The following is a 26,928-nucleotide window of genomic DNA, read 5'->3' on the forward strand; positions in this document are numbered from 1 at the left end:
CTGGGCTGGGGACGGTTGTGCAGCGGTTTGTTGTTATGAGGTCATTGAAAGGGCACATCACTTTATGAAAACCATGTGGATGATTCGAGGAGACGCGGGCCGTCTTTACGACGATTTTCGTGAGCAAAGCAGGGCGGCAATTGGCTGGGGGCAAATTGCCGAACGCGCTAAGCCAGGTGTTTCCCGTCAGGCTCTGACCCAAGCCTACTTGGCGGCAGAGCCTGGGATCAAAGAAGGTACTGCTATCTCAGGGGCCTCACAGGTTTTTCGCTTTGTGAATGAAGTTAAAGAAGATGATGATGTGGTCACTTATTCGCCAGCGACACGGACCTATTTGATTGGAAAGTTTAAAGGCCCTGCTCAATATAATCCTGGCGGTTTGGACGACGGTATGGCTTTAACTCGGCTGGTCGAGTGGAAGCCGACAGAGCTTGATCGAGACTCTCTGAGTGTCGCCAGTAAAAATAGCTTGGGTTCTACGCTTACCGTTTTCAAGGTCCCTGACTTTGCTCGTCAGGAGCTGCTGGCTCTTGTGTCAGGTAAGCCAAGCACCGTTAAGCCAGTGCTTGAGAAGCTGAATGATGAGCAGTTGGATGATCCATTGAAAGGGCTTAGTGATATTGCATTTGAGCGCATCAAGGATCAAATCAATGGATTGGGTTGGGAGGACATGCAGGAGCTAGTCGCTGGCATATTACGTGCTATGGGCTATAAAACAACGGTGTCCTCAAGTGGTGCAGACAGGGGTAAAGATATCTTGGCGTCCCCGGACGGATTCGGGTTCCAACAGCCTCGTATCGTCGTTGAAGTCAAGCACCGGAATGGTCGTATTTCCAGTCATCAAATACGTAGTTTCCTAGGAGGCCGCCATAAGGATGATAGAGGGCTCTTTGTCAGTACCGGCGGTTTTACTAAAGATGCCTATTACGAAGCTGATCGGGCTAATGTGCCGTTGATGCTTTGGACTCTGGAAGAGTTGGCAAGGGCACTAATGGCTAATTATCAGGATACGGACACGGTGACCAAGCAATTAGTACCGCTTAAGTATTTTTACGTGCCTGCCTAGGTATTGCCCATGGCATTGTATGGTTGCCTATAGGGCGGCTGGGCCGTGGATCAGGAGTCGTACGGGTTGTTGTGACCTTAGTTCCCTTGTAAGTGCTCCAGGATCTCGGCTAGATTGGGTGGCCCTCCTGGGTCATCTCTTTTGCCTGCCGTTTCTTCGTACACCACTCCTTTAAGCTTGCCTCGTACCATGGCACCGTTCATTTGGTGGGTAGATCCGTTCATGGTGCATAAAAACTGCGCTCACTGCCTGAAACCTCACATAGCTATAACGAAAGACAAGTAGACTCAGGCGCAATGTGTCAGTGCATTTGACGACTTTCGGGGGGGGCTAACAGCGATGAATGGTTCTAGGAATACGCCTTTAGCGCAGCAGGCGGCGATTCAACAAGGCAAGCCTCTGGAGGTCTTTTGGGCCTTCCTGAAACTGGGCCTGAGCTCATTTGGTGGGCCGATCGCGCATCTGGGCTATTTCCGTGCGGAGTTTGTGGAGCGTCGTCGCTGGCTGGATGATCGCAGTTATTCGGATCTGGTCGCCCTGTGTCAGTTCTTGCCGGGGCCGGCCAGCAGTCAGGTGGGGATGGCGATTGGTTTGGGGCGTGCGGGCTGGCTGGGTTTACTGGCTGCCTGGACGGGTTTTACCTTGCCTTCGGCGATGGTGTTGATTCTGTTTGCCTTGAGTTTGGCCGGGTTCCAGGGGGTTGCCGAGTCTGCTTGGGTGCATGGTCTCAAGATCGTGGCTGTTGCGATTGTGGCGCAGGCGGTGCTGGGGATGGCTCGCTCTTTATGTCCTGATCGCGCCAGAGCGGCCTTGGCGATTCTGGCGGCTTTGTTGAGTCTTTTGCTGCCCTCTGCGTTCGGACAGGTGGCCGCTATTGTGATCACGGGCCTGTTGGCCTGGTGGAGGTTGGATGTCATTCAGGCAGGTGCGGCGCAGGCCCATGCGTATCCGGTGTCGCGCAAGGTGGGGATAGTGGCTTTGCTGCTGTTTGCGGGTCTGCTGATTGCCTTGCCTGTTTGGGCAGCGGCGACGGGTTCGTCTACGGCGCAGTTGCTGGAAGGGGTGTATCGCTCCGGGGCCTTGGTGTTTGGGGGTGGGCATGTGGTGTTGCCATTATTGCAGGCCTCGGTGGTGCCGAGCGGGGTGGTCAGCAATGCGGATTTGATGGTGGGTTATGGTGCCGCTCAAGCGGTACCGGGACCCTTGTTTACCTTTGCGGCGTATATCGGGGCGATGGCTCAAGGGCCCTTGCACGGATGGCTGGGTGGACTGGTTTTATTGGTGGTGATTTTTATACCGGCGGTCTTGATTCTGATTGGTGTTTTGCCTTTTTGGCAGGGTTTGCGGCATAGGGCAGGGATGCGGACGGCGATGGCCGGTGTGAATGCAGGTGTGGTCGGCATTCTGGGTGTGGCTCTGTATGACCCGGTGTGGACCAGTGCCATTCACAGTCGGGCAGATGTTGCGCTGGCTTTGCTTTTGTTCGGTTTGCTGACGGTAGGGCGGGTGCCTCCTGTCGTGGTGGTGCTTTTGGCGGGGTTGGGAGCCTGGGGGATCTCTGTCCTTTGACGATAGCGGCTCCTGGTTGCTTGCTCTTGACCTGTAGAAAGACGGTGGCTTGGCGCTTTCAGACTTCAGGCTGACAGCGCCAAGCCAAGCAAGCTTCTAGGCTTTACCACTGCCCAAAAAACACCCCTGCCTTTTTATACGCATTGGTGCCGCGTTCGACTTCTTCTTCGGTCACGGTAGTACGGCGTTTCAGGCTGGTAAACCATTGCAGCAAGCGTTCTCGGCATTCTTCCCGTATGTGCTCATGCTCGGCAGATTGGCCCAGGTCGTTGAACTGTTCTGGGTCTGCATGCAGATCGTAAAGCTGCTCGGGCTCGTCCAGCCAATACACATAACGCCAACGGTCGCTGCGCAGGGACCAGGCTCTGGCATTGGACGGTGATTTGTCACGTAGCACGCGCGCCAGTCGATAGCTGTAGTCCAGTTCGGAAAACACGCAGTCGCGCCACGGGGGCTGGGCACCACGCAGCAGGGGCAGCAGGTCTCGTCCCTCAATGCGGTGCGGGGCCGGTGGTAGGCCCAGCCAGGAGAGCATGGTGGGCAGTACATCCACGGCTTCGACCATTCTGTCATCGACGGTTCCACGCGTAGCGTCCGCTTCCGGAGACGGGTCGTAGACGATGAAAGGCACGCGCTGCACGGTGTCGTAGAACAGCTCTTTCTCGCCCAGCCAATGATCGCCCAGGAAGTCCCCGTGATCGGCGGTGAAGATGATCAGGGTGTTGTCCATCAGGCCATTGCGGGACATGAAGTCGAACAAGCGACCCAGGTGGTCGTCCAATTGGGTGATCAGCCCCTGGTAGGCGGGTCGGACGGTCTCCACGCAGGTGTCACTGGCAAAGCTGACGCATTCTTCTTGCTGGCGGTAGGCTTCTAGCACAGGGTGCGCGTTGCTAAGTTCGGCCTCGTTGCGGACCACGGGCAGGCATTGATCTGTGCTGTACATATCGTGGTAGGGCGCGGGGGCAATATAGGGCCAATGGGGTTTGACGTAGCTCAGGTGCAGGACCCAGGGTTCGTCTCCCATGCGCTCCATGAAGGACAGGGCCTGATCCGTCATATAGGCCGTTTCCGAGTGCTTTTCTTCCACCAGAGAGGGGTAGCGGGCATTGCGCATATGCCAGCCGCTGACGGCCTTTCCATCAGGGCCGCGTGCGGAGATGACAAAGTCTGTCCATGGGTCATCGGACTGGTAGCCATGACGTCGCAGGTAGGCCGGGTAGCCGCTTTCTTCGCCCGGTTCGTGATGGCCGTCGTAGCGGTCTATTTCCTCAAAGCCACCTGTTTTCAGCAGGCGGGCCAGCTCGCTGCCGCCGTCCAGTGCCAGTCGCTCCAGTCCTTTGTGGTCAACCATGATATGGGTTTTACCCGCCAGCACCAGCTTGTGCCCACCGGCGCGCAAGTACTCGCCCATGGTGACCTCGCCTACCGACAAGGGCACGCGGTTCCAGGTGGCACCATGAGTAGAAGGATAGCGGCCTGTGTAGTAGCTCATGCGCGATGGGCCGCAAACGCCGGAGTTAACGAAAGCGCGATCAAAGCGCACCCCTTTGGCAGCCAGTGCATCCAGATGGGGGGTACGAATATGAGGGTGCCCGTAGCAGGCCAGGTGATCAGCGCGTAGCTGATCGGCCATGATGAACAGGACGTTCTTGCGTTGTGTCATGTTGTTTGTGTTGCTGGTTTATTGCGTGACTTTAAAGCCGGAGGCTTGAATAACGGGTGCCCATTGTTGGCGGAATTGTTCGATGCGGACGCTGGTTTCTTCTGCATTGGCAGACACAGGAATCAATTCATTTTTCAGCAGTGTCTCTTGCAGGGCCGGGTCGCTGGTGACAGCCTTGATCGCTTCGCCCAGTTGGGTCACTTTGTTGGCAGGCATGGAGGCGGGGGCGAAGAAAGCATTCCAGCCCGAGGCTTCCAGCTCAACACCCGACTGCTTTAGGGTGGGGACGTCTGGCAGGGCGGTTTCACGCTCGCTGCCGGAAGTAGCCAGAATGCGGATGCGTTTGCCTTGGTGTTGGGCGGTTAGCACATCCAGCGTATCAATAGCCACGGGCAAAATGCCGCCGATCAGGTCGGTAATCACAGGGGCCGAGCCACGGTAGCCAATAATCTCGCCCTTGGAGCCAATTTGCTGGGACAGCATCAGGCCAAAGAAGTGCGGCAGGCTGCCGGTTGCGGGAACCCCGATATTGAAAGCACCGGGATGCTCCTTGGCCCAGGTGATCAGTTGATCCATGGTTTTAATGTCGCTGTCTGCCGATACAGCCACCCCAAAGCCGTATTCGGTCACCATGGAAACCGCTTGAAAGTCGCTGTCGGGCTTGTACGGGATGTCGTTGAAAACCAGGGGGGCGACCACCATGATGGCGGGATTGGCCAGGATCAGCACATTCTTGTCTGCCGCTGTATTTTTGACATACTGGGCGGCAATTCGGCCCCCCGCGCCAGTTTTGTTCTCGACCACCACGGGAATGCCAAGTTTTTGGTGCAGGCTGTCTGACACAATGCGGGCAGCTCGATCAGAGGCGCCTCCGGGGGCATAAGGGACAACGACGGTCAGGTCTTCAATGGGGGTGGCTGCGTGGGATAAGCCAGTGAACAACAGCCCTGACAGCAGACAGCTTGTTAGCGTGGCGCGAAGGCGGTTCTTGGTCATGATTTGTCTCCTTTTTTTGATTTCCATCAGTTTTTACCGCAGCTTACCAAGGGGGCTGATACTTGTTCTAATCAAGTATCTTTAAGGCTAAAGGTCCTTCTATGGTCAGCCCCTCCCCGTCTTCTTCTACCCCGGCAAGCGCCGCTCCGGCTCCTACGCTTCCGGCCATGATGATGTTCCAGTTGTATCGGGCCTGGTCAGCAGGCAACCCGATTTTCATTCGCTTGTGCGAGGGGCGCTTCAATATCACGCGCCGTGAATGGCGCATTCTGGCTATCGCCAGCATGCACCCCGCCTTGACGGGCACGGCCTTGGCTGAGGCCGTATCGCTGGATACGGCACGCTGTTCCCGGGCGGTCAGCTCTCTGTGTGAAAAGGGCTTGTTAAAGCGCACGCGCGATACCAAAGACACGCGTGTGGTGCATGTCTCGGTAACGGAGTTGGGTATGCAGCGTTACAAGGAGGTCATGCCGATTGTGGCCTCCTTGAACGAGGAGATCTTTCAGGACCTGAGTGCCGCAGAAATGACGGCCCTGAGCAGCATGCTGGACCGGATTAGCAGCCGGGCGGCTTTAGTGCTGGAAAGTAATGTGGTGCAGGAGCGGGCTCGTCGGAATCGTTAAGTTGGTCCGCGCACCGGCTTATGACTTCTGTTTCTTCTGATTGCTTCTCGAGCAAGAGTGCAGCACTATGGCCCGAAAGGAGCGAGGAGAGGCAAGCATGGCTGGCAAAACTATTCTTATCCAGCAGAGACAAGAGCACATTCAGGCACAGGATCATCAAACCATTTTGCAGGCTGCCCTGGAGCACGGGATCTCTTACCCTCACGGCTGCAAGACAGGGGTATGCGGGGGCTGTAAGACGCGCCTGGTCAAGGGGCGGGTGGAGATGATGGAGTACTCCCGCTTTGCGTTGACCGAGGAACAAAAGGCCAGGGGCCTGATTCTGGCCTGTAGAGCGGTTCCTCAAACCGATGTGACGGTGGGCTGGATAGGGACCGATGATGTTCGGGGCTTGATTCCGTCCCGAGAACTGACGGGCACCGTGTCCTGTATCAAGGATCTGACCCACGATATCCGGCTGGTGAGAATACGTTTGGATGGTCAGGAACCGTTGATTTTCTTTGCGGGGCAGTACGCGGATATCAAGTTTGGACAGGCTCCGGTGCGTAGTTATTCCATGGCCAATCCTCCGGGGGCGCCAGAGCTGGATTTTTACGTGCGCCGCGTGCCGCGTGGGGTGGCTTCGGCCTATGTGCATACGGTCTTGCAGCAAGGTGAGTCGGTCAGCCTGACGGTGCCACTAGGCTCATCCTATCTGCGCGATGGCTATGGCGGGCCGATGCTTTGTATTGCCGGTGGAACAGGCCTGGCACCGATCCAGTCGATTGTAGAGACGGCCTTGGGTTGGGGCATGAGCCAGCCTATTCATGTGTATTTTGGGGTGCGGGAGCGGCGGGACTTGTACTGCGAAGACGAGTTCAAAGCCTTGCAAGAACGTTACCCCAATCTGAGCTTTACGCCTGTGTTATCGGGGATGCCGGTGGCACCGTACCGAAGGGGCATGGTGACTGATGCGGTGGGCCAGGACCTGCCTGATCTGAATGGCTGGAAGGTGTATGTGGCAGGGTCACCCTCCATGGTGGATGAGGCTGTCGGTATGGTGCTTAAACGCGGAGTGAAGGTGCAGAACCTGCATGTGAGTGTGTTTTTTACGCCTTGAGCAGGCCATGTCTGCATAGCAGCGCCTGTGGCGATTGTTTACTATCGAGCCTTATGCGTTTTAACTCTTGTTTTATCCCATCATCTGCATGGAATACTGTGCCTGACTCCTCTCTTTCTCTGCCTGACGGCTGCACGTTTCGTCCCCTTCAAGAATCCGAACTGAACCTGCTGTGGTCCATAGACCGTAGCGAGCGAATTGACGGCTTGTACGAGTTGCGTAATGGCGTGTTGCACAAGCAAGCGGCTGATATTGATCTGCGCGGCTGGCCGGAGGGCGATCCGGAAAAATATCACCCTGAACATGAGGACGCCTTTCATCGCGGCGCCTGGTTCATGGGCGTATTCAAGGGGGAGACTTTGCTGGCTGCTGTGGGTCTGGACAGCTTGCCTTTGGGGCCACAAGGCGATTGGCGTCAACTTTTCTTTCTGCACGTCAGCCAGTCCTTGCGAGGGCAGGGCATGGGCGTATGGCTGCTGGATCAGGCCAAGAAACAGGCTGTGGAATGGGGTGCGAAGGCGGTCTATGCCTCGGCCACGCCTTCAGTGAATACGGTGGATTTCTATAGGGCGCATGGTTTTGAAATCGCGCCAGAGCCTGATGCCCGTTTGTTTGAGCTGGACCCGGAAGATATCCATCTGCTGTGTTGCTTGGAATAGAAACTTGGTTTCGACCGAGTTCGGTCAGCCAACCGTTATTCCTGCTCCCGCCACAGTGACGGTTACCGTGTAGTGAGTAAGGCTTGCCCGTTGGGCAGGCCAGCGACTTGCGGGTCTCAACGAAGGGGGCATGAAAGAGACAGGCTGCAGGACAAGAAAAAGAGTGGCTGGCAGCCTGTGGGTGCCTTCAAGAAAAGGCGGTCTTTAGTCGTGCTTGCCGCCGCAGCAAACTGTCCACCACTTGCGACGCGAAGTGTGGCCGATACCGGGGTTGAAGGTGTTGGTCGGGTCCAGCTCGCGGTAAAACCCGGCCAGGGCAGGTTTGGCGATATACAGGTGGCCCACATTGTGCTCGGCCGGGTACTCGGCACGGCGTTCATCCAGCAGCTTCCACATGCGGTGTTCCATATCCAGAGGAACCACGCCTTTTTTGACGATGTAGTCCTGGTGGAACACGTGGCACAGGAAGTGGCCGTAGTAGAGTTTGTGGACGATGTCTTTTTCCATATCGTCCGGCAGTTGCTCCACCCATTCCTTGTCGTTGCGGCGCAAGGCAATGTCCAGCGCCACAATATCTTCCACGCTGTTGGGGTGCGACTCACGGTAGCGGATGGCGGCACCGGCAATGGCAAAGCGATGCAGAAAGGCTTTGCGGCCTTCTTCAGCATCACACTCGAAATAGGCACCTTGCTGGCTGCCTTCAAATTGCTGACTTAGAAATTCGCGCGTGGCCTGGGCGGTGTCGTTGGAGACGCGCAGCAGCAGGTGGTGCTCGAAGCGATCACGCCATTCACGCATACGCGGCGGCAGGTGGCTGGGCAGGCGGTTCATGATTGCCTGGATCACGCGATCGGTGACGCCGCGCCAGCCAAAGCGTTCAAAAAAACCATCGATACGGCTTTTCATAGCGAAGGCGGACGGCACTTTGGCCGTACCAAAACGGTCGATCAGCAAGAAGGTGTCTTTGCCGTATTGTTCGCCAATATCGTAGGCGGTGCGATGGATGTACTCGCCCGCAATAGGCAGGCGGGGCAGGTCCGTCAGCAGGTGGCGACGTACGGCAGTCAGCTCGTCCGGGTCGTTGGTGCCGATGTAGAAAACGGTACTGGCCTCTTTGGGGAAGGTATCCAGACGTACGGCAAAAATGCACAGCTTGCCGGCCGAGCCGGAGGCTTCGTAAAGGCGTGAAGGGTCGGCATTGAAACGGGCTGGGGTCTGGGCATCCACATCGCGCACAGCTTCGGCGTAGCGTGGGTCGCTGGCCTTGCGTTCCGGGTCGTTGATGATGTCCGCGACACTGTACTTGCCTTGTTCCAGGCGGCTCAGAATTTCTTCCGGGGTATCCCCCAGATGGATGCCCAGGTGATTGACCAGTTGCAAGGTGCCATCGTCCAGCACTTGCGCGTACAACGTCAATTCCGTGTAGGCCGGGCCGCGTCGCACCAGTGCACCGCCGGAGTTGTTGCAAACACCGCCCAGCACAGACGCACCGATACACGAGGAGCCAATCACCGAATGGGGTTCACGTTCCAGCGGGGCCAGGGTCTGTTCCAGACGATCGAGCGTGGCACCGGGTAGGCAGACAACCTGCTCGCCATCGTTAATGACCTGTATGCCTTGTAGGCGCATGGTGTTCATCAGCACGATGTCACGGTCGTAGTCGTCACCGTCGGGGGTGGAGCCGCCCGTCAGTCCGGTATTGGCCGCTTGCATGATCACGATGCAATCGGCAGCGACAGCGGCTTGCAGGCTGCGCCATTGTTCCAGCAGCGTTCCAGGCCGCACTACGGCCAACACCTTGCCTTCACCCGTACGGTGGCCCTTGCGGTAACGACGCGTGCTGCGGTCGTCCGTCAGGACGTGGGGGTTGCCGACAATAGCGCGCAATTGCTGCAACAAATCCGCAGCGCCGGTGGAAACTGACATGGTCAAGACTCCTGTACAAGCAGGTCAGAGCTGATCTGGGAAATACTGCTGACACTGGTCAGCGTCATGGCGACCCGAATTTCTTTTTCAATCAGGCCAAGCAGGTGATCGACGCCGGATTGTCCGGCGGCGGCCAGTGCATAGATGTAGGCGCGGCCCAGCATGGCAGCATCGGCACCCAGGGCAATCATGCGCACCACGTCCAGCCCGCTGCGTACACCAGAGTCCGCCAGAATCTTGATCTGGCCTTTGACGGCATCGGCAATGGCGGGCAGGGCGCGGGCCGAGGACAGGACGCCATCCAACTGGCGGCCACCGTGGTTCGAGACGATGATGCCATCGGCACCAAAACGTACTGCATCGCGCGCGTCATCGGGGTCCAGAATGCCTTTGATGACCATGGGACCTTTCCAGAATTCGCGTATCCATTCCAGGTCTTTCCAGGAAATGGAAGGGTCGAAGTTCGCACCCAGATAGCCCATATAGTCGGCCAGGCCCGTCGGCTTGCCCAAGTAGCGCGAGATATTGCCCAGATCATGCGGACGGCCCAGTAGACCCACATCCCAGGCCCAGCGCGGGTGCATGACGGCCTGTGCGTAGCGGCGCAGGGCGGCGTTCGGGCCGCTCATGCCTGAATGGGCATCACGGTAACGTGCGCCGGGTACGGGCATGTCCACGGTAAAGACCAGAGTGCTGCAGCCAGCGGCTTGCGCCCGTTCCAGCGCATTGCGCATGAAGCCACGGTCTTTGAGCACATACAACTGAAACCACATGGGCCGTGTCAGTCGTGGGGCCACCTCCTCGATCGGGCAGACCGACACGCTGGACATGGTAAAGGGAATGCCGTGTGCATCGGCCGCCTGGGCCGCTTGTACTTCGCCTCGACGCGCATACATGCCGGTCAGACCCACCGGGGACAGGGCCACCGGCATGGACAGCTTTTCACCAAACAGTTCAATGCTGGTATCCAACTGGCTCATGTCTTTCAGCACACGCTGGCGCAGGGCGACATTGGCCAGATCATCCACATTGCGGCGCAGGGTGTGCTCGGCGTAGGCACCGCCGTCAATGTAGTGGAACAGGAAAGGAGGCAGTCGTTTTTGGGCGGCACGCCGGTAGTCGGTCGAGGAGGAAATAATCATGGCAGGGCGGAGTCCGTTAAGGTCGAGGGCAGTGTCTGCAAGCGCGCGGCTCGTTCGCGGCGAGCAAGATCTTCGTCGGCCTGAATAAGGGTGTTGCGTACGTAACCAAGGTGTTCATTGACAACGTGGCGAGCACGGGCCGCATCGCCATCAATAATGGCTTTGACCAGGGCCTCGTGCTGCGCGGTCAGATGTGTGATGGTTTCGGGCGAGTCGTGCACAAACATGATGATGTCCCGGTTCTGGGTCACACTGCTGAGCACCAGGTCGAACAGTCCTCGCATGACCTGAACCAGCACCAGGTTGTGGGAGGCTTCGGCAACGGCCAGGTGAAACTGGGCATCGGCCCGGGCAGATTGCTCGGTGTCGCCACTTTGCTGGTAGCGAATCATTTGCTCGAAGCACTGCAGGATCTTGTCTTTGTCGTCGGGGGAGGCGCGCAGGGCGGCGTGCCAGGTGGTGCTGCTTTCCAGAGCAATGCGCGCTTCCAGCACATCGTAGCGGTACTGGGGATCGGACAGCATCAAGGCGGCCAGCGGGTCTACAGAACGCTGCGTCCATTGAGACGTTTGGGAAGTCAGGTAGGTGCCCGAGCCAACCTGACTGCGCAAAATGCCTTGGGTGTTCAGTTGCTGAATGGCCTCGCGCAGCGAAGCACGCGACACGTTCAATTGAGCTGCCAGCGTACGCTCGGCGGGCAGACGTTGCCCTGCCTTGAAATCGCTGGATTGAATCAGCGCCAGTAGTTGTTGGGCGACGTGATCAGAGAGGCGCATAGTTCTTGAAAGTAGCGAAAAGATAAATCAGCAAGGCGCGAGTCTGTGCACCTTGCTGATAAAGGATGAGGGCGGGCCCTTAGGGGATCATCCAAGGTAACACATAGGCTTGCAAGGTCGTCAGCAGGCCGACAAGGACAGCAAAGACCAGGCTGTGCTTGACGGTAAAACGGAACAGATCGGATTCTTTACCAGCCAGTCCCACGGCGGCGCAGGCAATGGCAATGGATTGGGGCGAAATCATCTTGCCGGTGACGCCCCCAGTGGTATTGGCGGCCACCATCAGCACTTCAGGTAGGCCCAACTGCTGCGCCGTGGTTGCCTGCAAGGCACCAAACAAGGCGTTGGCAGACGTGTCGGAACCGGTCAGGAATACACCGATCCAGCCCAGAAACGGCGAGAAGAAGGTGAAGGCTTTGCCCGTGTGGGCCAGGGCCAGTGCCAGGGTGGCAGACAGGCCCGAGTAGTTGGCGATAAAGGCGAAGGCCAGCACCATACCGATCGAATAGATAGGTACAGCCAGCTCCTTGAAGGTTTCACCCAAGGTCTCGACCGCTTTTGCGGGCTTCATGCGCAAGAAGATAATCGTGAGCAAGGCGGCAAGCAAAATGGCCGTGCCGGTCGCAGACAACCAGTTAAAGGCGTAGACCGCGCCATAGGGTGTGGCCGAGGCGACCACGGGTGGTGCTTTTTCGACCAGATTGTGCAGGAAGGGCACGGGAATGTTCACGATGGTCGAAGCCAGCGGGCCGTTGGCGGCAAACAGCACTTTGAAGGGCTGCACACTCCAGATCGTGACCATGGCAGTTAGGATGATGAAGGGCGACCAGGCTTTGAGGATGCGGCCTGTGGTCAGTGCTGCAGGGGCCTGTTCGGCAGTCTTGTTCTGGGGGGCCGTGCCTTCTTGCGTCTCAAAACGGAAGATGCGTTTGGGTTGCCACACTTTCAGGAACAAGGTCAGCACGACCAGGGAAACCAGGGCCGAGGTAATGTCCGGCAGTTCGGGGCCAATGTAGTTGGCCGTCAGGAACTGCACAATCGCAAAGGAGCCACCACCGACCAGCACCGCAGGCCAGGTTTCCTTGATGCCGCGCCAGCCGTCCATGATGGCCATCAGCCAGAACAGCACGATGATAGTCATGAAAGGTAGCTGGCGACCGGCCATCTGGCCGATTTCAAAGGGATCAATACCCGATACCTGACCGGCCACAATGATAGGAATACCCATGGCACCGAAAGCAACCGGAGCGGTGTTCGCAATCAGGCACAGACCGGCAGCGTACAAGGGGCGGAAACCCAAACCTGCCAGCAAGGCCGCGGTGATGGCAACGGGTGCACCAAAACCGGCCGCCCCTTCCAGGAACGCGCCAAAGCAAAAACCGACCAGAATCAGCTGTAGACGCTGGTCAGGTGTGACGGACAGGATGGAGGCACGAATCACGTCGAATTGGCCAGTCTTGACCGAGATTTTGTACAGGAAAACGGCGGCCACAATGATCCAGGCAATGGGCCACAGACCATAGAAAAAGCCATAGACCACCGAGGCCAGCGCCGCAGAAACCGGCATGCGGTAGAAGAACAGGGCAACGCCCAGAGCCAGCAGCACCGTAATCGTGCCCGCCAGATAGCCCTTCATGCGCAACTTGGTCAGGGCCAGGAAAAAAAAGATGATTGGAATAAGGGCGATCAGTGCCGACAGCCAGATATTGCCGGTGGGATCGTATTGCTGCAGCCACGCTTGTTGCATGTTTGTTCTATCTCCGCAGGAGCAAAGGGGAGGCGCTTGTAACGCAAGCGAACCTGAAGGTCAGCGAATTGGTCTGACCATTTCTTGAGATCGTCAAGGGTAGAGCGCATTGTATCCACGGGTTTATTGGCTTGAATCTCAGTGTTTACCCTAATAATTTAAGACTAATTGGTTTTTTCTTTATTGAATGGTCTGACCAATTAATGGAAATAAGTCAGGGAAACCTGCCGAGTTAATGCCTTTGCTGGGCTTGATCGCAGAGCAATATCCTGTCCTGCGCTTGCATGGGGGCTGCATGCCGTTACCCAGAAATGGGTGTCGCCCAATTAATTGGGGCGCCAGATGGTGTTCTTCTGCCGACCTGAGGTGTCGCCTGCTTCTACAACCGCTGATTGTCCTTCGGGAAAGTGAGTGGTTTTTTGGGCTACCCAGGACGAGTGAGTGAGTACCTACGTGTTTTCCCGTCTGGCTTCACGTCAGTATTGGCATGACAATGTCTCTATTGTCATAACAATAGTCAAACACCACAGGAGACAGTAAATGAAAGATCCACATTGTCATTCCAGCAGCATCCTGGTTGAGCGGTCCGCGCCAATCGCGTTTGCCATCATGTCCGATGGCATCCAGCAAGGTCAGTGGGCCTGGGGCAGTGCCAATCGCACTGAGGTGGAGCCGGGCCTGTTCAAGGGCACATCGGTCTTTAACGGTCAGGACACGTATGTGCGTCTGAATGTAGATACCGAGCGTTTCCAGGTTGATTACGACGTCGGCACCAGCAAGGAAAGCATGCAGTTTCGGAACATGTCGCGTGTGATTCCGGGAGAGGTCCTTAAACTGGGCGCGGACAAATGTGTGGTGAGCCTGTTGACCTGGAGGCTGGCGACGCAGAGCGATGCCGCGTGGGAGCAAATCTCTTGTGTGCATGAGGCTGAAATGTTCTTGATCAAGGGGCTCTTGGAGCGGGCGTAAACGATGTTGCTTGCGGGCCGCCAAGCAACGGGCCTGATGCTTGCTGAACGCAGTGCATCGGGATGCCAAGCAGCAGCGCCTTGCCATCTATAAGAACGAGATCAGACAGTGAGTACAAAGCCACTTTATGAACAGCTTGCCGACAAGCTGACCCGTTATATCCAGAACGGTCGTCTGAAACCGGGGGACCGTTTGCCGACCGAAGCGGAGTTGGGCGAAATGTTTGGCGTCAGCCGAATTACGGTTCGCCAAGGTCTGGCGATACTGACGCGCAACGGTTTGATTGAACGCTTTGCCAGCCGTGGCACTTTTGTGCTGGAGCGCAAACAGACGGGCTCCTGGGAGTTAGGCTCCATCAATGATCTGGTGCAACTGGGCAAAGACACTACCACCCGTATTGCCAACTGGTCCTTGGTGGCCCCCCCTGCCGAGATTGCCGAGTTCTTTGCGTCCGATGAACCGGTCTACAAGCTGCAGGCGGTGCGCTACAAGTCGGCTGTTCCTCTGTATTGGGCGGAAAACTACTTGCTGCGCTCGATCGGCGAACGCATCCCGGTGCAGGAACTGGAAACACGCACCATGGTGGAGATGTTGACCTGCGTGCTGGCTGTGCCCATCCAGCATGCCCAAGAGGAGATCAGTATGGCCAATGCGTCGGCGGAGATGGCCAAGCAGTTGTGGATCAAGGAAAACCAGGCCGTGATCGTGCAGCGTATCGACTTGTTCGATACCGATGGCAAGCCGGTGCAAAGTGGCAAGGGCTGGTGGCGCAGCGAGCATTTCAAACGACGCTTCAAATTGAACTACATCTGAAATCCGGTGCTGGTGCCAACCCAGACCTTGTCGGTACTGCGGTTTACACAGGCAAATGCTGCCCTTTGGCCTTGATGCAAGACAGCACAATCTGTGAATGGATTTTGGTGACGCCGCGCAGCGTGTTGAGCTTGTGGACCACAAAATTAGAGAAGGTCTCGAAGTTGCGCGTGCGGATGTGCAGCATGTAGTTCGCCTGCCCGGTCACGATGTAGGCATGCAGCACTTCATCCATGTTGGCTAATGCCTTGCTCAGGTACTGATGTTCGCTCTCGTTGAGCTGCGCAATATTGACTTCCACAAAGGCCTCAATGGCAAAACCCAGCTTGCTCGCACTGAGATTGGCGCTGTAGCTCTCGATCAAGCCCTCTTGCTCCAGAATCTTTACCCGCCGGTGGCAGGAGGACGGAGAAAGGGCGATCAGGTCAGCCAGCTCCTGGTTGCTAAGCCTGCCGTTGCCCTGCAAAAGGCGCAGGATTTTCAAGTCTGTCTCGTCTAGTCTCATGTTTTAGAATTATCTATGTTTATGTGTTTTTAGAATCGAATTTTCTTCCAGATTTAAGCATAATCCTGATTGATTTGGAATAATTCGCCAGGGCCTCGATGCTAGACTAAATGACGTAAAAAGCAGAATCGAGGAGCATGAACATGATTACTTTGCCGCAATGTGAGCAGTGGGATCAAGCCGATGAGCTGGCTGCCTTTAAGGCCAAATTTGACCTGCCGCCCAATACGATTTATTTGGACGGAAATTCCCTGGGGGCCATGCCCCGGCATGCCATGGAGCGCGCCCAGGAAGTGATTGGCCAGGAATGGCGCACCGACCTGATCAATAGCTGGAACAAGGCAGGCTGGTGGACCTTGCCGGTGCGTCTGGGCGATCAGATGTCGCCCCTGATTGGTGCCGGTCAAGGCGAAACCATCGTGAGCGACAGCACCTCCGTGAACCTGTTCAAGGTGCTGGCTGCCGCCGTCAATTTGCAAAAAGAACGCCATCCGGAAAAGAAAGTGATTCTGGCCGAGCGCGACTCTTTCCCTACCGATCTGTACATCATTGAAGGGTTTAACGCCTTCTTCGGCAAAGACTATAGGCTGGAGCTGATTGATGAGCCGGCAGAGCTGCAAGCCGCGGTCAATGCTGAAACAGCCGTGGTCGTGCTGTCCCACGTGAACTACCGTACGGGTTACCTGCACGATATGCAGGCGACCAACCGGCTGGTGCACGAGCACCAGGGGCTGGTGATCTGGGACTTGTGCCACTCTGCGGGCGCCTTGCCGATCGAGCTTAAAGACAGCGGTTCGGACTTTGCCATTGGCTGCACCTACAAGTACCTGAATGCCGGTCCGGGCGCACCGGCCCTGCTGTGGGTGAACCCTGAGCTGATGAGCCAGATCAGCCAGCCTCTGTCTGGCTGGTGGGGGCATAAGCACCCCTTTGCGATGAGCCCTTCGTACGAAGCGGCCAATGGTATCGAGCGCTTTTTGTGCGGGACTCAGCCCATTGTGTCCTTGAGCCTGGTCGCTTGTGGTGTGGATGTGTTCCTGCAAACCGATTTACAAGCCGTGCGCCGTAAATCCCTGGCCCTGACAGACTTGTTCATCGCTCTGGTGGAGCAGGAATGTGCCGAGTTTGGCCTGCGTCTGGTGACCCCACGCGATCATCACTACCGTGGCAGCCATGTCAGCTTTGCGCACGAGCAAGGCTATGCCGCCATCCAGGCCCTGATCGCCCGTGGCGTGATTGGGGACTACCGCGAGCCCGAAGTCATGCGCTTTGGAATCACGCCTTTGTATTTGTCGTTTGTGGATATCTGGCAGGCCGTGCAACACATCAAGGCCGTGTTTGCGAATAAGGAATGGGACAAGCCGGCTTACAAAACACGCTCCAAGGTGACTTGATGACGACGACAGAAAAATAATCATAAGGAGGAGACATGAGTCGATTTGAGCAAATTCAATCGCGCGAAGCCGGGCTGCATAAAAAACTGAGCGCCCGTCAAATGAGCATGATTGCGATCGGGGGCGCTATTGGTACCGGCTTGTTCCTGGGCAGCAAATTTGCTATTGGTTTTGCCGGTCCCGGTGTGGTGTTGAGCTATGTGATTGGCGGCTTTATCGCGCTGGTCCTGATGGGTTGCCTGGCCGAGATGACCGTGGAACATCCCACATCGGGTTCCTTTGGGGCCTATGCGGAGTTCTACATTCATCCGCTGGCCGGGTTTCTGGTGCGCTATAGCTATTGGGCCTGCATTGTTCTGGCGGTGGGCACCGAGGTAACGGCGGTGGCGGACTATATGAAGTTCTGGTTCCCGGACGTCTCGCCCTGGATCTGGATCGTCTTTTTCTCGGCTGTGCTGATTGCGGTCAATGCTTACAGCGTCAAGGCGTTTGGCTCGGTGGAGTATTGGTTTGCCCTGATCAAGGTGTTTGCGATTATTGCGTTCATCGTGCTGGCCATCGGTATGTTGACGGGTTATTACAAGCCCGCGCAGGTGCAGGAAAACCTGTTCGGCCAGGGTGGTTTCATGCCCAATGGCTGGTATGGGGTGTGGGTGGGTGTGATTATTTCTATCTTCAGTTATCTGAGTATCGAGATGATTGCCGTGGCGGCGGGTGAGGCCGAAAACCCCGAGCAAGCCGTGCGCCAGGCCTTCAAGGCCACGATCTGGCGCCTGATCATTTTCTACCTGCTGTCCTTGTCTCTGATCGTGATGCTGGTGCCTTGGCAGGTGCTGGTTGCAGAGGGCACCACCAGTCCTTTCATTACGGTGATGCAGTCCGTGGGCATCCCTTATGCCGACAGCATCTTGAACTTCATCGTGATCATTGCGGCCTTGTCGGCCATGAACAGCATGCTCTACATTTCGACCCGCATGATGTTCAGCCTGTCGCGTGCCGGTGATGCGCCTGCGGCGCTGGGTAAAGTGGCTCGCAATGGTGTGCCTTTGAATGCGCTGGCCTTGTCGGCCAGTGGTGTGGCTGTGGCTGCAGTGGTGTATGCCTACAATCCGGAAACTGCCTTTCCGGTGATGATTGCCTTGTCCATGTTTGGCGCCTTGTTCACCTGGGGCATGATTTTCCTGACCCATCTGTTCTTTCGCCGTCGTGTGGCTCAGGATGGTGTGCAACTACGCTTTCGTATGCCCGCCTATCCGATTGGCACCTTGTTGGGTCTGATCGGCATTGTGGCGATTTTGGTGACGACCTGGTTCATCGATATCTTCCATTACACCCTGTTGTTTGGAGTGCCGTTTTTGCTGATCCTGATCGGGGCTTACCTGGTGCGGACACGGATCCGAACTTCTTAATGGTTGTACTGGCTTTATAAACCCTTGCTGTTGAACTGATCTCAAGAGCTTGGGCCGTTTGAACATCAAGGTCCGAAGGCCTGAGTCCGGTATTGCACCGCGCTCAGGCCTTTTTACGTGAGTTTGATACGTTCATGGTTCGGTTGTGAAGGCATGGCCGTATTGCGCTTTGAGGGAGGGCGAGAAGGCTTTCTAGGGTGACCTTGTTCAGGCAATGGGTCATGGCAACAGATGGTTTATTGCGGGTGTTCGATGCCTATCGAATGTGTCGCTGCGTGAAGATAAAGCAGGACGGTATGTAGCTTTTTGTGGCAAATTAAAAGAATCGACAACTTTTGCTAAGCAAAAAAGGGGAGCGCATGTCGTTCAAACGCAGATTGAAAGTACATGTCCTAGCCGGGAGCGTCTTGCTGAGTGCACCGGTCTGGTCGGCGCAAGTCGCTGATCAAATCTGGATGGGGGGGCCGGTGCTGACGATGAACGATCATCAGCCGACCGCAGAGGCGGTGGCGATCAAAGATGGCCGTATTCTGGATGTAGGCACACTGCAGGCGATGCAGGCTTACAAAGGCACCGGGACGGATACGATTGACTTGCAAGGCAAGGCATTGCTGCCGGGTTTTGTCGATGCGCATGGGCATGCGTTCATGATTGGCGTGCAAGCTATGTCAGCCAATTTGTTGGCGGCCCCCGACGGCCAAGTGAAAGACATCAAGAGTTTGCAGGAAACGCTGAAGCAGTGGCTTGATGAACAAAGCCAGACCCGGCAAGTCGGGCTGATTCTGGGTTTTGGCTACGACGATGCCCAATTGGCGGAGCAGCGGCATCCCACCCGTCATGATCTGGATGCGGTCTCTGAGTCATTGCCCATCGTCATCATTCACCAGTCCAGTCATATTGGGGTGTTGAACAGCAAGGCACTTGAAATGGCGGGTATTACGGCCCAGACCCCTAATCCGGAGGGTGGCGTGATCCGTCGGGAAGAGGGCAGTCAGCAACCGAATGGGGTGCTGGAGGAAATGGCGTTTTTCTCCGGGGTGGCCAGTCAGATGGGCAAGCTCACGCCAGAGCAGGCTCAGGCTTTGTTTGTGGCCGGAACCGATCTGCTCAAACGCTATGGGTATACAACCGGGCAGGAAGGGCGGGCAACCTCCAGCATCGTTCCTTTGATGCAAGCGGCAGCCAAGGCCGGCAAGATTGATATTGATGTCGCCACGTATGTGGATATCTTGCAGGATCGGGATTTTATTCTACGCAACGCATCGCGGGAGTACACCGACGGATTTCGGGTGGCCGGTGCCAAGTTGACCATTGATGGCTCGCCACAAGGCTTTACCGCCTATCGTGATCGTCCTTACTACAACCCGCCTGCCGGTTACCGTGCCGATTATCGGGGCTACGTGGCCGCAACGCCTGATCAGGTGTTTGAATCGGTGGATTGGGCGTTTAAGAATGGAATACAGATTCTGACGCACTCCAATGGCGAGGGAGCATCAGATCTGCTGCTGGCGGCAATTAAAACCGCACGCGAGAAATACGGCCCGCAGGATCGTCGTGCAGTACTGATTCATGGGCAGTTCTTGCGTCGGGATCAGGTGGCGACCATTGCCGAGCTGGATGTGTTTCCGTCCTTGTTTCCCATGCACACCTTTTACTGGGGGGACTGGCACCGTGACCGCACGGTGGGGCCGGTCAATGCCGATAATATTTCTCCCACTGGCTGGGTGCGCGAGCACGGCCTGATGTTCTCTTCGCATCATGATGCCCCGGTGGCCTTTCCGAATTCGATGCGTGTGTTGTCAGCCACGGTCACGCGTCGTTCCCGATCCGGAGACATCCTGGGCCCGGATCAGCGGGTGGATGTGCCAACGGCACTGAAAGCCATGACGATCTGGCCGGCGTACCAGCATTTTGAGGAAAAGGAGAAAGGCTCGATTGAGCCGGGTAAGTTGGCGGACTTTGTGGTTCTGTCTCAGGATCCGACAGCGGTTGATCCCGAGCAGTTGTCGACCCTGGAGGTCATTCAGACGATCAAGCGAGGCAAACTGATCTATGAGCAGGGCGCAGCCTCAGAGGGCGAACGGCTTAGCCAGTTACAGACTGGAGAGATGATTTCCCGCTTTTTGAATGAGTGGCAGCATCAGGCTCATGAGGCGGGCTCGACGGATCATGGTCATGGTCCGGAGTTGTTAATGGGCGCCTTGCTGCAGGGTATGGAGTAAGGCCGTTTGCAGGCAAGACATCCGGGCAGCCAGGCTGCCCGGTTCAGACGCCAAAATGTTCATATGAACATTTTGGCGTCATAAAACTTTCATCTGAGCGTCACCGAGTCGTAACGTCGCGTTCTTACACTGCCGGGTATTCAAACGAAACCTAGATGCCGTGTTATGAACCTATCTGTCAGGCAAAGCATTATTGTGGATTTGCTGGCCGCCCAAGGGGCCGTGTCAGTCGATGGCTTGGCCGCACATTTCGGGGTGACGCCCCAGACCATACGGCGCGACCTGAACCACTTGTATGAAGCCGATCTGGTGCGCCGCCGTCATGGTGGTGCCGAGCTGAACGTGGTCGAGCGCAATGCGCCTTTTCAGACGCGACGCATTACCCATTTGCAAGCCAAGGCCCGTATCGGGCGAGCGGTTGCCCAACTGATTCCTCCCGGTGCCAGTCTGCTGCTGGGTTTTGGCACCACTCCTGAACAAGTTGCCTTGGCGCTGGCCGATCATCGTGACTTAACCGTGGTCACCAATAACATCAGCGCGGCCCTGGCCCTGTCTCACAATATGAGCCACCGCGTGGTGCTGACAGGCGGTGAGCTGCGTCAACCCAATCCTGAAATTCTGGGCCCCGGTGCCGAGCGCCTGTTCAACAGCTTCAAGGCCGACTTTGGCGTGTCCGGGGTAGGGGGCTTTGATTCGGACGGTGCCTTGCTGGACTTTGATATGGCCGAGTCCGATTGCCACAAAGCCCTGCGCGGTAATTGCCGGGTGCGGATCCTGGTGCTGGATCACACCAAGTTTGGCCGTCGTGCGCCTGTGCGTAGCGGCTCTTTGGATGATGTCGATATTCTGGTCAGTGACCAGCCTATTCCCGAGCCTTACCGCGAGCAGATTCCGGCGCGCGTTCAGGTGGTGATTGCCGATGAGGTGCAGGCATGAGTCGCGCCGCTATCGAGTTGCAAGGCATAGGCAAAGCCTGGGGTGAGCAGGCCGTGCTCAAGCAGATGGATCTGTCCATTCAGGAAGGCAAGTTCACGGCCTTGCTGGGGCCGTCGGGCTGCGGAAAATCCACTTTGCTGCGCATCATTGCTGGGTTGGAAACACCCGATCAGGGTCGTCTCTTGATCAATGGTCAGGATGCCACCTATATGGAGCCTGCCAAGCGTGGCCTGAGCATGGTGTTCCAGTCCTACGCCTTGTTCCCGCATCTGAATGTGGCCGACAACATCCTGTTCGGTCTGCAAGTACGGCGTGCCGATCGTCAACAACAAAAAGAGCGTCTGCGCGAAGCCTTGGCCTTGACCAATCTGGAGGGGCTGGAAGAGCGCAAGCCGGGTCAGCTCTCGGGCGGACAGCGGCAACGTGTGGCGCTGGCACGCAGCATCGTGTCGGGTCATCGCATCTGTTTGATGGACGAACCACTCTCGAACCTGGATGCCAAGCTGCGCCATACCGTACGCCATGAAATTCGCTCCTTGCAGCAGCGCCTGGGTCTGACCGTGGTCTACGTTACTCATGACCAGACCGAAGCCATGGGCATGGCCGATCACGTGGTGTTGCTCAATGCTGGAAATATCGAGCAGCAGGGCAGTGCCCAGGATTTGTACGGCCAGCCCAATAGTGTCTTTACCGCCGGTTTTATTGGCAGCCCGCCCATGATGATGATTCACAGCGACCACGTTCCCGTGGAACTGTGGCCGTCGCGTCGTCAGTACGACCAGCCACATCGTGTGCTGGTGGGCGTGCGCCCCGAAAACCTGAATTTGCACGAAGCGGGCGAACAGCATGTGGCCGCCACCGTAGTGCATCAGGAGTTTCAGGGGGCTGATGCCTATGTGTATGTGCAGCTTGATGACGGCCATACCCTGATCGTGCGCGCGCCGCACAGCCGCAGCGTCCAGGCGGGCGCTCGCTGTGGTTTGAGCTGGAATCCCGTTCACGCTTTTTACTTTAACCAGGACAGCGGGGCTCGCCTGCCGACACCGTCTGCGGATGCTCTGACTGCTGTTCCTGTTGCTGTTCTTCCCTAAACGTACTGCGAGTCTACCCATGTTGAAGAATTGTTTGCTTGCTACCTCCAGCGCCTTGTTGATGAGCCTGGGCGCTACTGCCCATAGCGCAGTGGAATTGACCATGTATTACCCCATTGCCGTGGGTGGTCCATTGACCGATGTGGTCGATGGCATGATCAAGGACTACCAGGCCCAAAATCCGGAAGTCACGGTCAAGGCCGTGTACTCCGGCAACTACGATGAAACCCGTGTGCGCGCCTTGTCGGCCCTGCGCGCAGGCGAGCCGGTGCAGTTGTCTGTATTGGGCGCACTGGACACCCATGATCTGGTGGAACAAGGTCTGGTTGAAGCCTTTAGCGATGTGGCCCAGGACGCCTCCAGCCAGGATTGGCTGAAAAGCTTTTATCCTGCCTTGATGGCCAATGGCACCTTGGAAGGCAAGGTCTGGGGCATTCCGTTCCAGCGCTCTACCATCGTCATGTTCTATAACAAGGATATGTTCCGCGCAGCGGGCCTGAATCCCGATCAAGCACCTAAAACCTGGGACGAGTTGGTGCAAACCGCCCAGAAGCTGACCAACGATCAGCACCACGGTTTGATGATCCCCTCGACTGGCTACCCCTACTGGATGTTCCAGGCCATGGCCTTGCAAAATGGCCGTCAGTTGATGAATGAAGAAGGCACCCAGGTCTATTTCAATGACCCCAAGTCGGTAGAAGCCTTGCAGTTCTTCCATGACCTGGCCTACAAGCACAAAGTCAGCCCCACCGGCACCATCGAATGGGGCACGCTGCGTCAGGCTTTTGTTCAGGGCAAGACGGCCATGATGTGGCACACCACGGGCAACCTGACAGCCGTCAAGAATGAAGCCAAGTTCGACTTTGGCGTTGCCATGCTGCCTGCCAAGGAAAAAGCCGCTTCGCCTACTGGCGGTGGCAACTTCTACCTGTTCAAGGGCGCTAACGACGAGCAGAAAAAAGCGGCTCTGGATTTTGTGCGCTGGATGACGGCCCCCGAGCGTGCTGCCAAGTGGTCCATGGCCACGGGCTATGTGGGTGTGAGCCCCGCCGCTTACGAAACGCCGGCCTTGGTCGAATACGCCAAAACCTTCCCGCAGGCACTGGTCGCCCGTGATCAACTGGCCGTGGCCTCGCCCGAGTTTGCCACTTACGAGACAGCACGTGTTCGTGAGCTGCTGTCCAATGCCGTGCAAGCCGTGTTGACCAATGCCAAAACGCCCAAGGACGCGTTGGATCAAGCCCAGACTGCCGCAGACCGTCTGCTGCGTCCTTTCAACTAAGCAGGTGCAGGAATGGCTGAACCATTACGTGTGCTGCGTAAAGAGTGGGTATTTGCTTACCTCTTGTTGACGCCGCTGTTTGTGCTGCTAAGCGTGTTTGCCTTTATCCCGGCGCTGCACACGTTCTGGTCCAGCCTGTTGAGCAAAGGTACGGCTCGTCGTCCCGCCCAGTTTGTGGGCATGGATAACTACGATGCCATGCTGGCAGACCCGACCTTTTGGTTGGTTTTGAAGAACAATCTTTGGTACGCCGCCATTGTGATCCCGGTATCCATGGCACTGGCCTTGTTGATGGCCTTGTGGGCCAACCGGGCCATGAGTATGCGGGCCTGGGTGCGCTGCGCGTATTTCACGCCCACCATGTTGCCCATGATTGCCGCTGCGAACCTATGGCTGTTTTTCTACACGCCGGATCTGGGTTTGCTGGACCAGATTGCCAAGCTGTTTGGCGGTGGGGCCACCAATTGGTTGGGCCAGCCTCAAACCGCCTTGGGGGCAGTCATGGTGGTGACGATCTGGAAAGAGGCCGGTTTTTTCATGATCTTCTATCTGGCGGCCTTGCAAACCATTCCGCCCGAACTGCGTGATGCTGCCCGCCTGGAAGGGGCGACGCGCTGGCAGTATGGCCGTCGCGTACTCCTGCCCTTGCTGGCACCGACAACCTTGTTCATTTTGATCAATGCGCTGATCAACTCGGTCAAGCTGGTTGATCACCTGTTTATCTTGACCAAAGGTGGCCCCAATAACGCCTCCAAGCTGATGCTGTACTGGATTTGGGAAACCGCCTTTGCCTATATGGATACGCCTAGCGCCGCCGTTCTGACGGTTGTGCTCTTGCTGGGGCTGGGCGCCGTCGCTATTTTTCAATTCCGCTACGCTGAACGACGCGTGCATTACCAGTGATGAACATGGACACCGTTTTGACTGCTCCTGGCCGCCCGCTGCGTTTGCCATCTTTGGACACAGTGGGGGCGCACGCTTTGGCCTTGCTGTGGATTGCTCCCTTGCTGTACGCGTGCTGGGCTGCGTTTCGTGACCCGTCCGCCGCCTTGAGTTTTGACTGGAGCGCAGGTTGGACTTTGGATAACTTTGCCGCCGCCTGGGACCGTGCGCCCTGGCTGCGCTACATCTTCAACACCACGGTACTGGTCGTGACCATTCTGGTCGGTCAATTTGTATTGTGTACCTTGGCCGCGTACGCCTTTGCCCGCTTTCGTTTCTTTGGCAGCCAGTTTCTGTTCATGCTGCTGCTTTTGCAGTTGTTCATCCTACCCGAAGTGCTGATTGTCGAAAACTACCGCATGGTGGCCTTGCTGGGCTGGACGGACACGGTCTGGGGCATGGGTGTGCCCTATATGGCCAGTGCCTTTGGTGTGTTCTTGTTGCGTCAGGCTTTCAAACAAGTGCCGCGTGAGCTGGAGGACGCGGCACGTCTGGAAGGGTGCAGCCGTCTGGGTGTGCTCTGGCGTGTTTATGTGCCGCTGGTCAAGCCTGTGTACCTGGCGTATGCCCTGGTGTCGGTGTCCACGCACTGGAACAATTTTCTATGGCCCTTGGTGATCAGCAGCTCTGACCACACCCGGCCATTGACAGTGGGTTTATCCCTGTTTGGCGCACCGGAAAGTGGTGTCAGCATCTCTCTGATCAGTGCCGCCACATTAATGACTATCTTGCCGCTGTTGCTGGGCTTTCTGCTGTTTCAAAAGCAGTTCATGCAGGCCTTTTTACGCGCCGGCATTCGTTAAGGAATTCTGATGAAGATCATCCAGTTTTCGGATCTGCACATTACCCCGCCCGATGGCCTGTTGTTTGGCTCGGACCCTCTGGATCGCTTGCGTCGCTGTGTGCAGCACGTGAACCGCCATCATGCTGATGCAGACTTGTGTGTGCTGACCGGTGATCTGACCCATGCCGGTCACCCACGTGCTTATGAGCGCCTGCGCGAAGGCCTGCAGGACTTGATTCCACCTGTGCGTTTGTTGATGGGCAACCACGACAGCCGCAGCGCGTTTCACAGCGTGTTTCCACAGGCCGCAACCGATTTGCCCGGCTTTGTGCAGCATGCCGACACCAGGGGGGATTGGCGTCTGATTTATCTGGATACTTTGGAAGATGGCTACACCAACGGCTATTTGTGTACACGTCGTCTGGAGTGGTTGCAGCAGGAACTGGCCGCGCATAGTGGGCCGGTGATGCTGTTTTCGCACCATCCTTTGCCGGCCCTGCAGTACCCGTCCATGGATTGGCTGCGTTTGAGCAATGCGCCGGAGCTCTTGCCTGTGTTGAAAGCGCATCCCGCACCCGTGCATTTGTTCTCCGGCCATGTGCATCGCTGCGCCAGCGGCGTGTGGAATGGGCTGCATTTTGTGACGGTCAGCGGCACCAATCACCAGCACGAGCTGGATCTGGAACGCGAAGGGGCGGCCACGTCCACGTTTGAGCCGGCCAGCTATGCGGTGATCTTACCCAATGCAGACGGCCTGACCGTGCACTTTCAGCCCTTCGCTTATGAAGAGCTGCGCTTTCCGTACACGGGCGATTTAAGCGCCTTGAAATGCCTTTGACCCCGGCTGTGCAATAACAGGGTGGCCTTGTTGAACACGACTCCCGATGCCTGGAGGCAAGCCAGAGCTCGGGAGCCGTTGTTGCTATTTGGCCCTGTGCAGCTTAGAAGGAGTAACGCAGGTTCAGCATGGCATTACGCGGTGCGTCGTAATAGCCGGTGTAGAAGGTCTGATCCAGTGCGCTCAGATATTTGCGCTTGAACAGATTGTTGATGTTCAAGGTGGCTGTCAACTGCTTGCTGAAGTCGTAGCGACCCATCAGATCGACCAGAGCGTGACGCGAGCGTGCAACGTCGATCCGGAACTTGCCTCGAAAAAACGCTATGTCCGGCGAAAAGCTTTGTTGTTTCACGCAAGATCGTTATACTTGCGAACTATCAGGGGGAGTAGCTTACTTTCCGGCGCATCGTCATCACGGTAATTTGTGTTTTTCACGTATTCCCGGTGCCCGGGCAATCTCAGGGTTGCAAGCAA

Annotated in this window: 24 protein-coding genes; 16 read left to right on the forward strand and 8 right to left on the reverse strand. The window is 56.8% G+C overall.

Translation table 11 applies throughout. The annotated features are described in order from the left end of the window. Positions 1–64 precede the first annotated feature (64 nt). Positions 65–1,066 carry a restriction endonuclease gene (locus tag AB7E06_RS09770; RefSeq protein ID WP_094195498.1) on the forward strand — a complete coding sequence of 334 codons (1,002 nt, stop codon included), beginning with the start codon at positions 65–67 and terminating at the stop codon, positions 1,064–1,066. A 339-nt stretch (positions 1,067–1,405) separates the two neighbouring features. After that, entirely contained in the window at positions 1,406–2,635 is a 1,230-nt protein-coding gene (chrA, locus tag AB7E06_RS09775) for a chromate efflux transporter (protein ID WP_427956630.1), read from the forward strand. A gap of 103 nt (positions 2,636–2,738) precedes the next feature. Here the strand turns inward: chrA and AB7E06_RS09780 are convergent, their stop codons facing one another. Next, positions 2,739–4,301, reverse strand: a complete 1,563-nt coding sequence (locus tag AB7E06_RS09780) for a sulfatase-like hydrolase/transferase (protein WP_427956633.1) — start codon at positions 4,299–4,301, stop codon at positions 2,739–2,741. Between the two features lie 18 nt (positions 4,302–4,319). Beyond that, the gene (locus AB7E06_RS09785) at positions 4,320–5,297 is read right to left on the reverse strand and encodes a tripartite tricarboxylate transporter substrate-binding protein (RefSeq protein WP_427956636.1); all 978 of its coding nucleotides are present in this window, start codon (positions 5,295–5,297) and stop codon (positions 4,320–4,322) included. Between the two features lie 101 nt (positions 5,298–5,398). On the opposite strand from AB7E06_RS09785, the gene AB7E06_RS09790 reads away from it, so the two are divergent. From AB7E06_RS09790 to AB7E06_RS09800, 3 genes are all read left to right on the forward strand, one after another. Then, a complete protein-coding gene (locus AB7E06_RS09790) occupies positions 5,399–5,920 on the forward strand; it encodes a MarR family winged helix-turn-helix transcriptional regulator (protein WP_125277392.1) in 522 nt (173 codons plus the stop codon). Positions 5,921–6,017: 97 nt separating this feature from the next. Further along, positions 6,018–7,019 carry a 2Fe-2S iron-sulfur cluster-binding protein gene (locus tag AB7E06_RS09795; protein ID WP_427956639.1) on the forward strand — a complete coding sequence of 334 codons (1,002 nt, stop codon included), beginning with the start codon at positions 6,018–6,020 and terminating at the stop codon, positions 7,017–7,019. A gap of 98 nt (positions 7,020–7,117) precedes the next feature. Further along, positions 7,118–7,678, forward strand: coding sequence for a GNAT family N-acetyltransferase (locus tag AB7E06_RS09800; protein ID WP_427956642.1), 561 nt, complete (start codon positions 7,118–7,120; stop codon positions 7,676–7,678). Between the two features lie 204 nt (positions 7,679–7,882). Here AB7E06_RS09800 and dld read toward each other — a convergent pair whose 3' ends face one another. The 4 genes from dld to lldP form a co-directional block, all read right to left on the reverse strand. After that, complete coding sequence (dld, locus tag AB7E06_RS09805) at positions 7,883–9,604, reverse strand: D-lactate dehydrogenase (RefSeq protein WP_427956645.1); 1,722 nt, start codon at positions 9,602–9,604, stop codon at positions 7,883–7,885. 2 nt (positions 9,605–9,606) lie between these two features. After that, entirely contained in the window at positions 9,607–10,746 is a 1,140-nt protein-coding gene (lldD, locus tag AB7E06_RS09810; protein WP_108728180.1) for an FMN-dependent L-lactate dehydrogenase LldD, read from the reverse strand. Continuing rightward, positions 10,743–11,522 carry a transcriptional regulator LldR gene (gene lldR / locus AB7E06_RS09815; RefSeq protein WP_108728179.1) on the reverse strand — a complete coding sequence of 260 codons (780 nt, stop codon included), beginning with the start codon at positions 11,520–11,522 and terminating at the stop codon, positions 10,743–10,745. The genes lldD and lldR overlap by 4 nt, the downstream gene beginning before the upstream one ends. A gap of 79 nt (positions 11,523–11,601) precedes the next feature. Then, complete coding sequence (lldP, locus tag AB7E06_RS09820) at positions 11,602–13,269, reverse strand: L-lactate permease (RefSeq protein WP_094195508.1); 1,668 nt, start codon at positions 13,267–13,269, stop codon at positions 11,602–11,604. Positions 13,270–13,809: 540 nt separating this feature from the next. Here lldP and AB7E06_RS09825 point away from each other — a divergent pair. Then, positions 13,810–14,238: a hypothetical protein gene (locus tag AB7E06_RS09825; RefSeq protein ID WP_108728178.1), complete on the forward strand. Its 429-nt coding sequence runs from the start codon at positions 13,810–13,812 to the stop codon at positions 14,236–14,238. Positions 14,239–14,346: 108 nt separating this feature from the next. After that, a complete protein-coding gene (locus AB7E06_RS09830) occupies positions 14,347–15,051 on the forward strand; it encodes a GntR family transcriptional regulator (RefSeq protein ID WP_094195510.1) in 705 nt (234 codons plus the stop codon). A 43-nt stretch (positions 15,052–15,094) separates the two neighbouring features. On the opposite strand, the gene AB7E06_RS09835 is transcribed toward AB7E06_RS09830, so the two are convergent. Next, positions 15,095–15,556, reverse strand: coding sequence for an Lrp/AsnC family transcriptional regulator (locus tag AB7E06_RS09835; RefSeq protein ID WP_094195511.1), 462 nt, complete (start codon positions 15,554–15,556; stop codon positions 15,095–15,097). A gap of 143 nt (positions 15,557–15,699) precedes the next feature. Between AB7E06_RS09835 and kynU the strand changes: the two genes are divergently transcribed. The 9 genes from kynU (at position 15,700) to AB7E06_RS09880 (ending at position 26,454) form a co-directional block, all read left to right on the forward strand. Next, positions 15,700–16,950 (forward strand): kynureninase, encoded by a 1,251-nt coding sequence (gene kynU / locus AB7E06_RS09840; protein WP_108728763.1) that lies wholly within the window; start codon positions 15,700–15,702, stop codon positions 16,948–16,950. Between the two features lie 35 nt (positions 16,951–16,985). Then, on the forward strand, positions 16,986–18,359 hold the full coding sequence (locus tag AB7E06_RS09845) for an amino acid permease (protein WP_125277396.1): 1,374 nt from the start codon (positions 16,986–16,988) through the stop codon (positions 18,357–18,359). A 359-nt stretch (positions 18,360–18,718) separates the two neighbouring features. Next, complete coding sequence (locus tag AB7E06_RS09850) at positions 18,719–20,581, forward strand: amidohydrolase (RefSeq protein WP_230018958.1); 1,863 nt, start codon at positions 18,719–18,721, stop codon at positions 20,579–20,581. Between the two features lie 165 nt (positions 20,582–20,746). After that, the gene (locus AB7E06_RS09855) at positions 20,747–21,517 is read left to right on the forward strand and encodes a DeoR/GlpR family DNA-binding transcription regulator (RefSeq protein ID WP_094195515.1); all 771 of its coding nucleotides are present in this window, start codon (positions 20,747–20,749) and stop codon (positions 21,515–21,517) included. Next, positions 21,514–22,608, forward strand: a complete 1,095-nt coding sequence (locus AB7E06_RS09860) for an ABC transporter ATP-binding protein (protein WP_321278031.1) — start codon at positions 21,514–21,516, stop codon at positions 22,606–22,608. Before AB7E06_RS09855 ends, AB7E06_RS09860 begins: the two co-directional genes overlap by 4 nt. 19 nt (positions 22,609–22,627) lie before the next feature. Further along, the gene (locus AB7E06_RS09865; protein ID WP_230018961.1) at positions 22,628–23,890 is read left to right on the forward strand and encodes an ABC transporter substrate-binding protein; all 1,263 of its coding nucleotides are present in this window, start codon (positions 22,628–22,630) and stop codon (positions 23,888–23,890) included. A 12-nt stretch (positions 23,891–23,902) separates the two neighbouring features. Continuing rightward, positions 23,903–24,793, forward strand: coding sequence for a carbohydrate ABC transporter permease (locus tag AB7E06_RS09870; RefSeq protein WP_094195518.1), 891 nt, complete (start codon positions 23,903–23,905; stop codon positions 24,791–24,793). Next, positions 24,793–25,635 (forward strand): carbohydrate ABC transporter permease, encoded by an 843-nt coding sequence (locus tag AB7E06_RS09875; RefSeq protein WP_094195519.1) that lies wholly within the window; start codon positions 24,793–24,795, stop codon positions 25,633–25,635. Before AB7E06_RS09870 ends, AB7E06_RS09875 begins: the two co-directional genes overlap by 1 nt. 9 nt (positions 25,636–25,644) lie before the next feature. Continuing rightward, on the forward strand, positions 25,645–26,454 hold the full coding sequence (locus AB7E06_RS09880; protein WP_230018963.1) for a phosphodiesterase: 810 nt from the start codon (positions 25,645–25,647) through the stop codon (positions 26,452–26,454). Between the two features lie 103 nt (positions 26,455–26,557). On the opposite strand, the gene AB7E06_RS09885 is transcribed toward AB7E06_RS09880, so the two are convergent. After that, complete coding sequence (locus AB7E06_RS09885) at positions 26,558–26,806, reverse strand: hypothetical protein (protein ID WP_427956655.1); 249 nt, start codon at positions 26,804–26,806, stop codon at positions 26,558–26,560. Positions 26,807–26,928 lie beyond the last annotated feature (122 nt).

This window comes from Alcaligenes sp. (assembly GCF_050255915.1).
GTDB lineage: Bacteria > Pseudomonadota > Gammaproteobacteria > Burkholderiales > Burkholderiaceae_B > Alcaligenes > Alcaligenes aquatilis.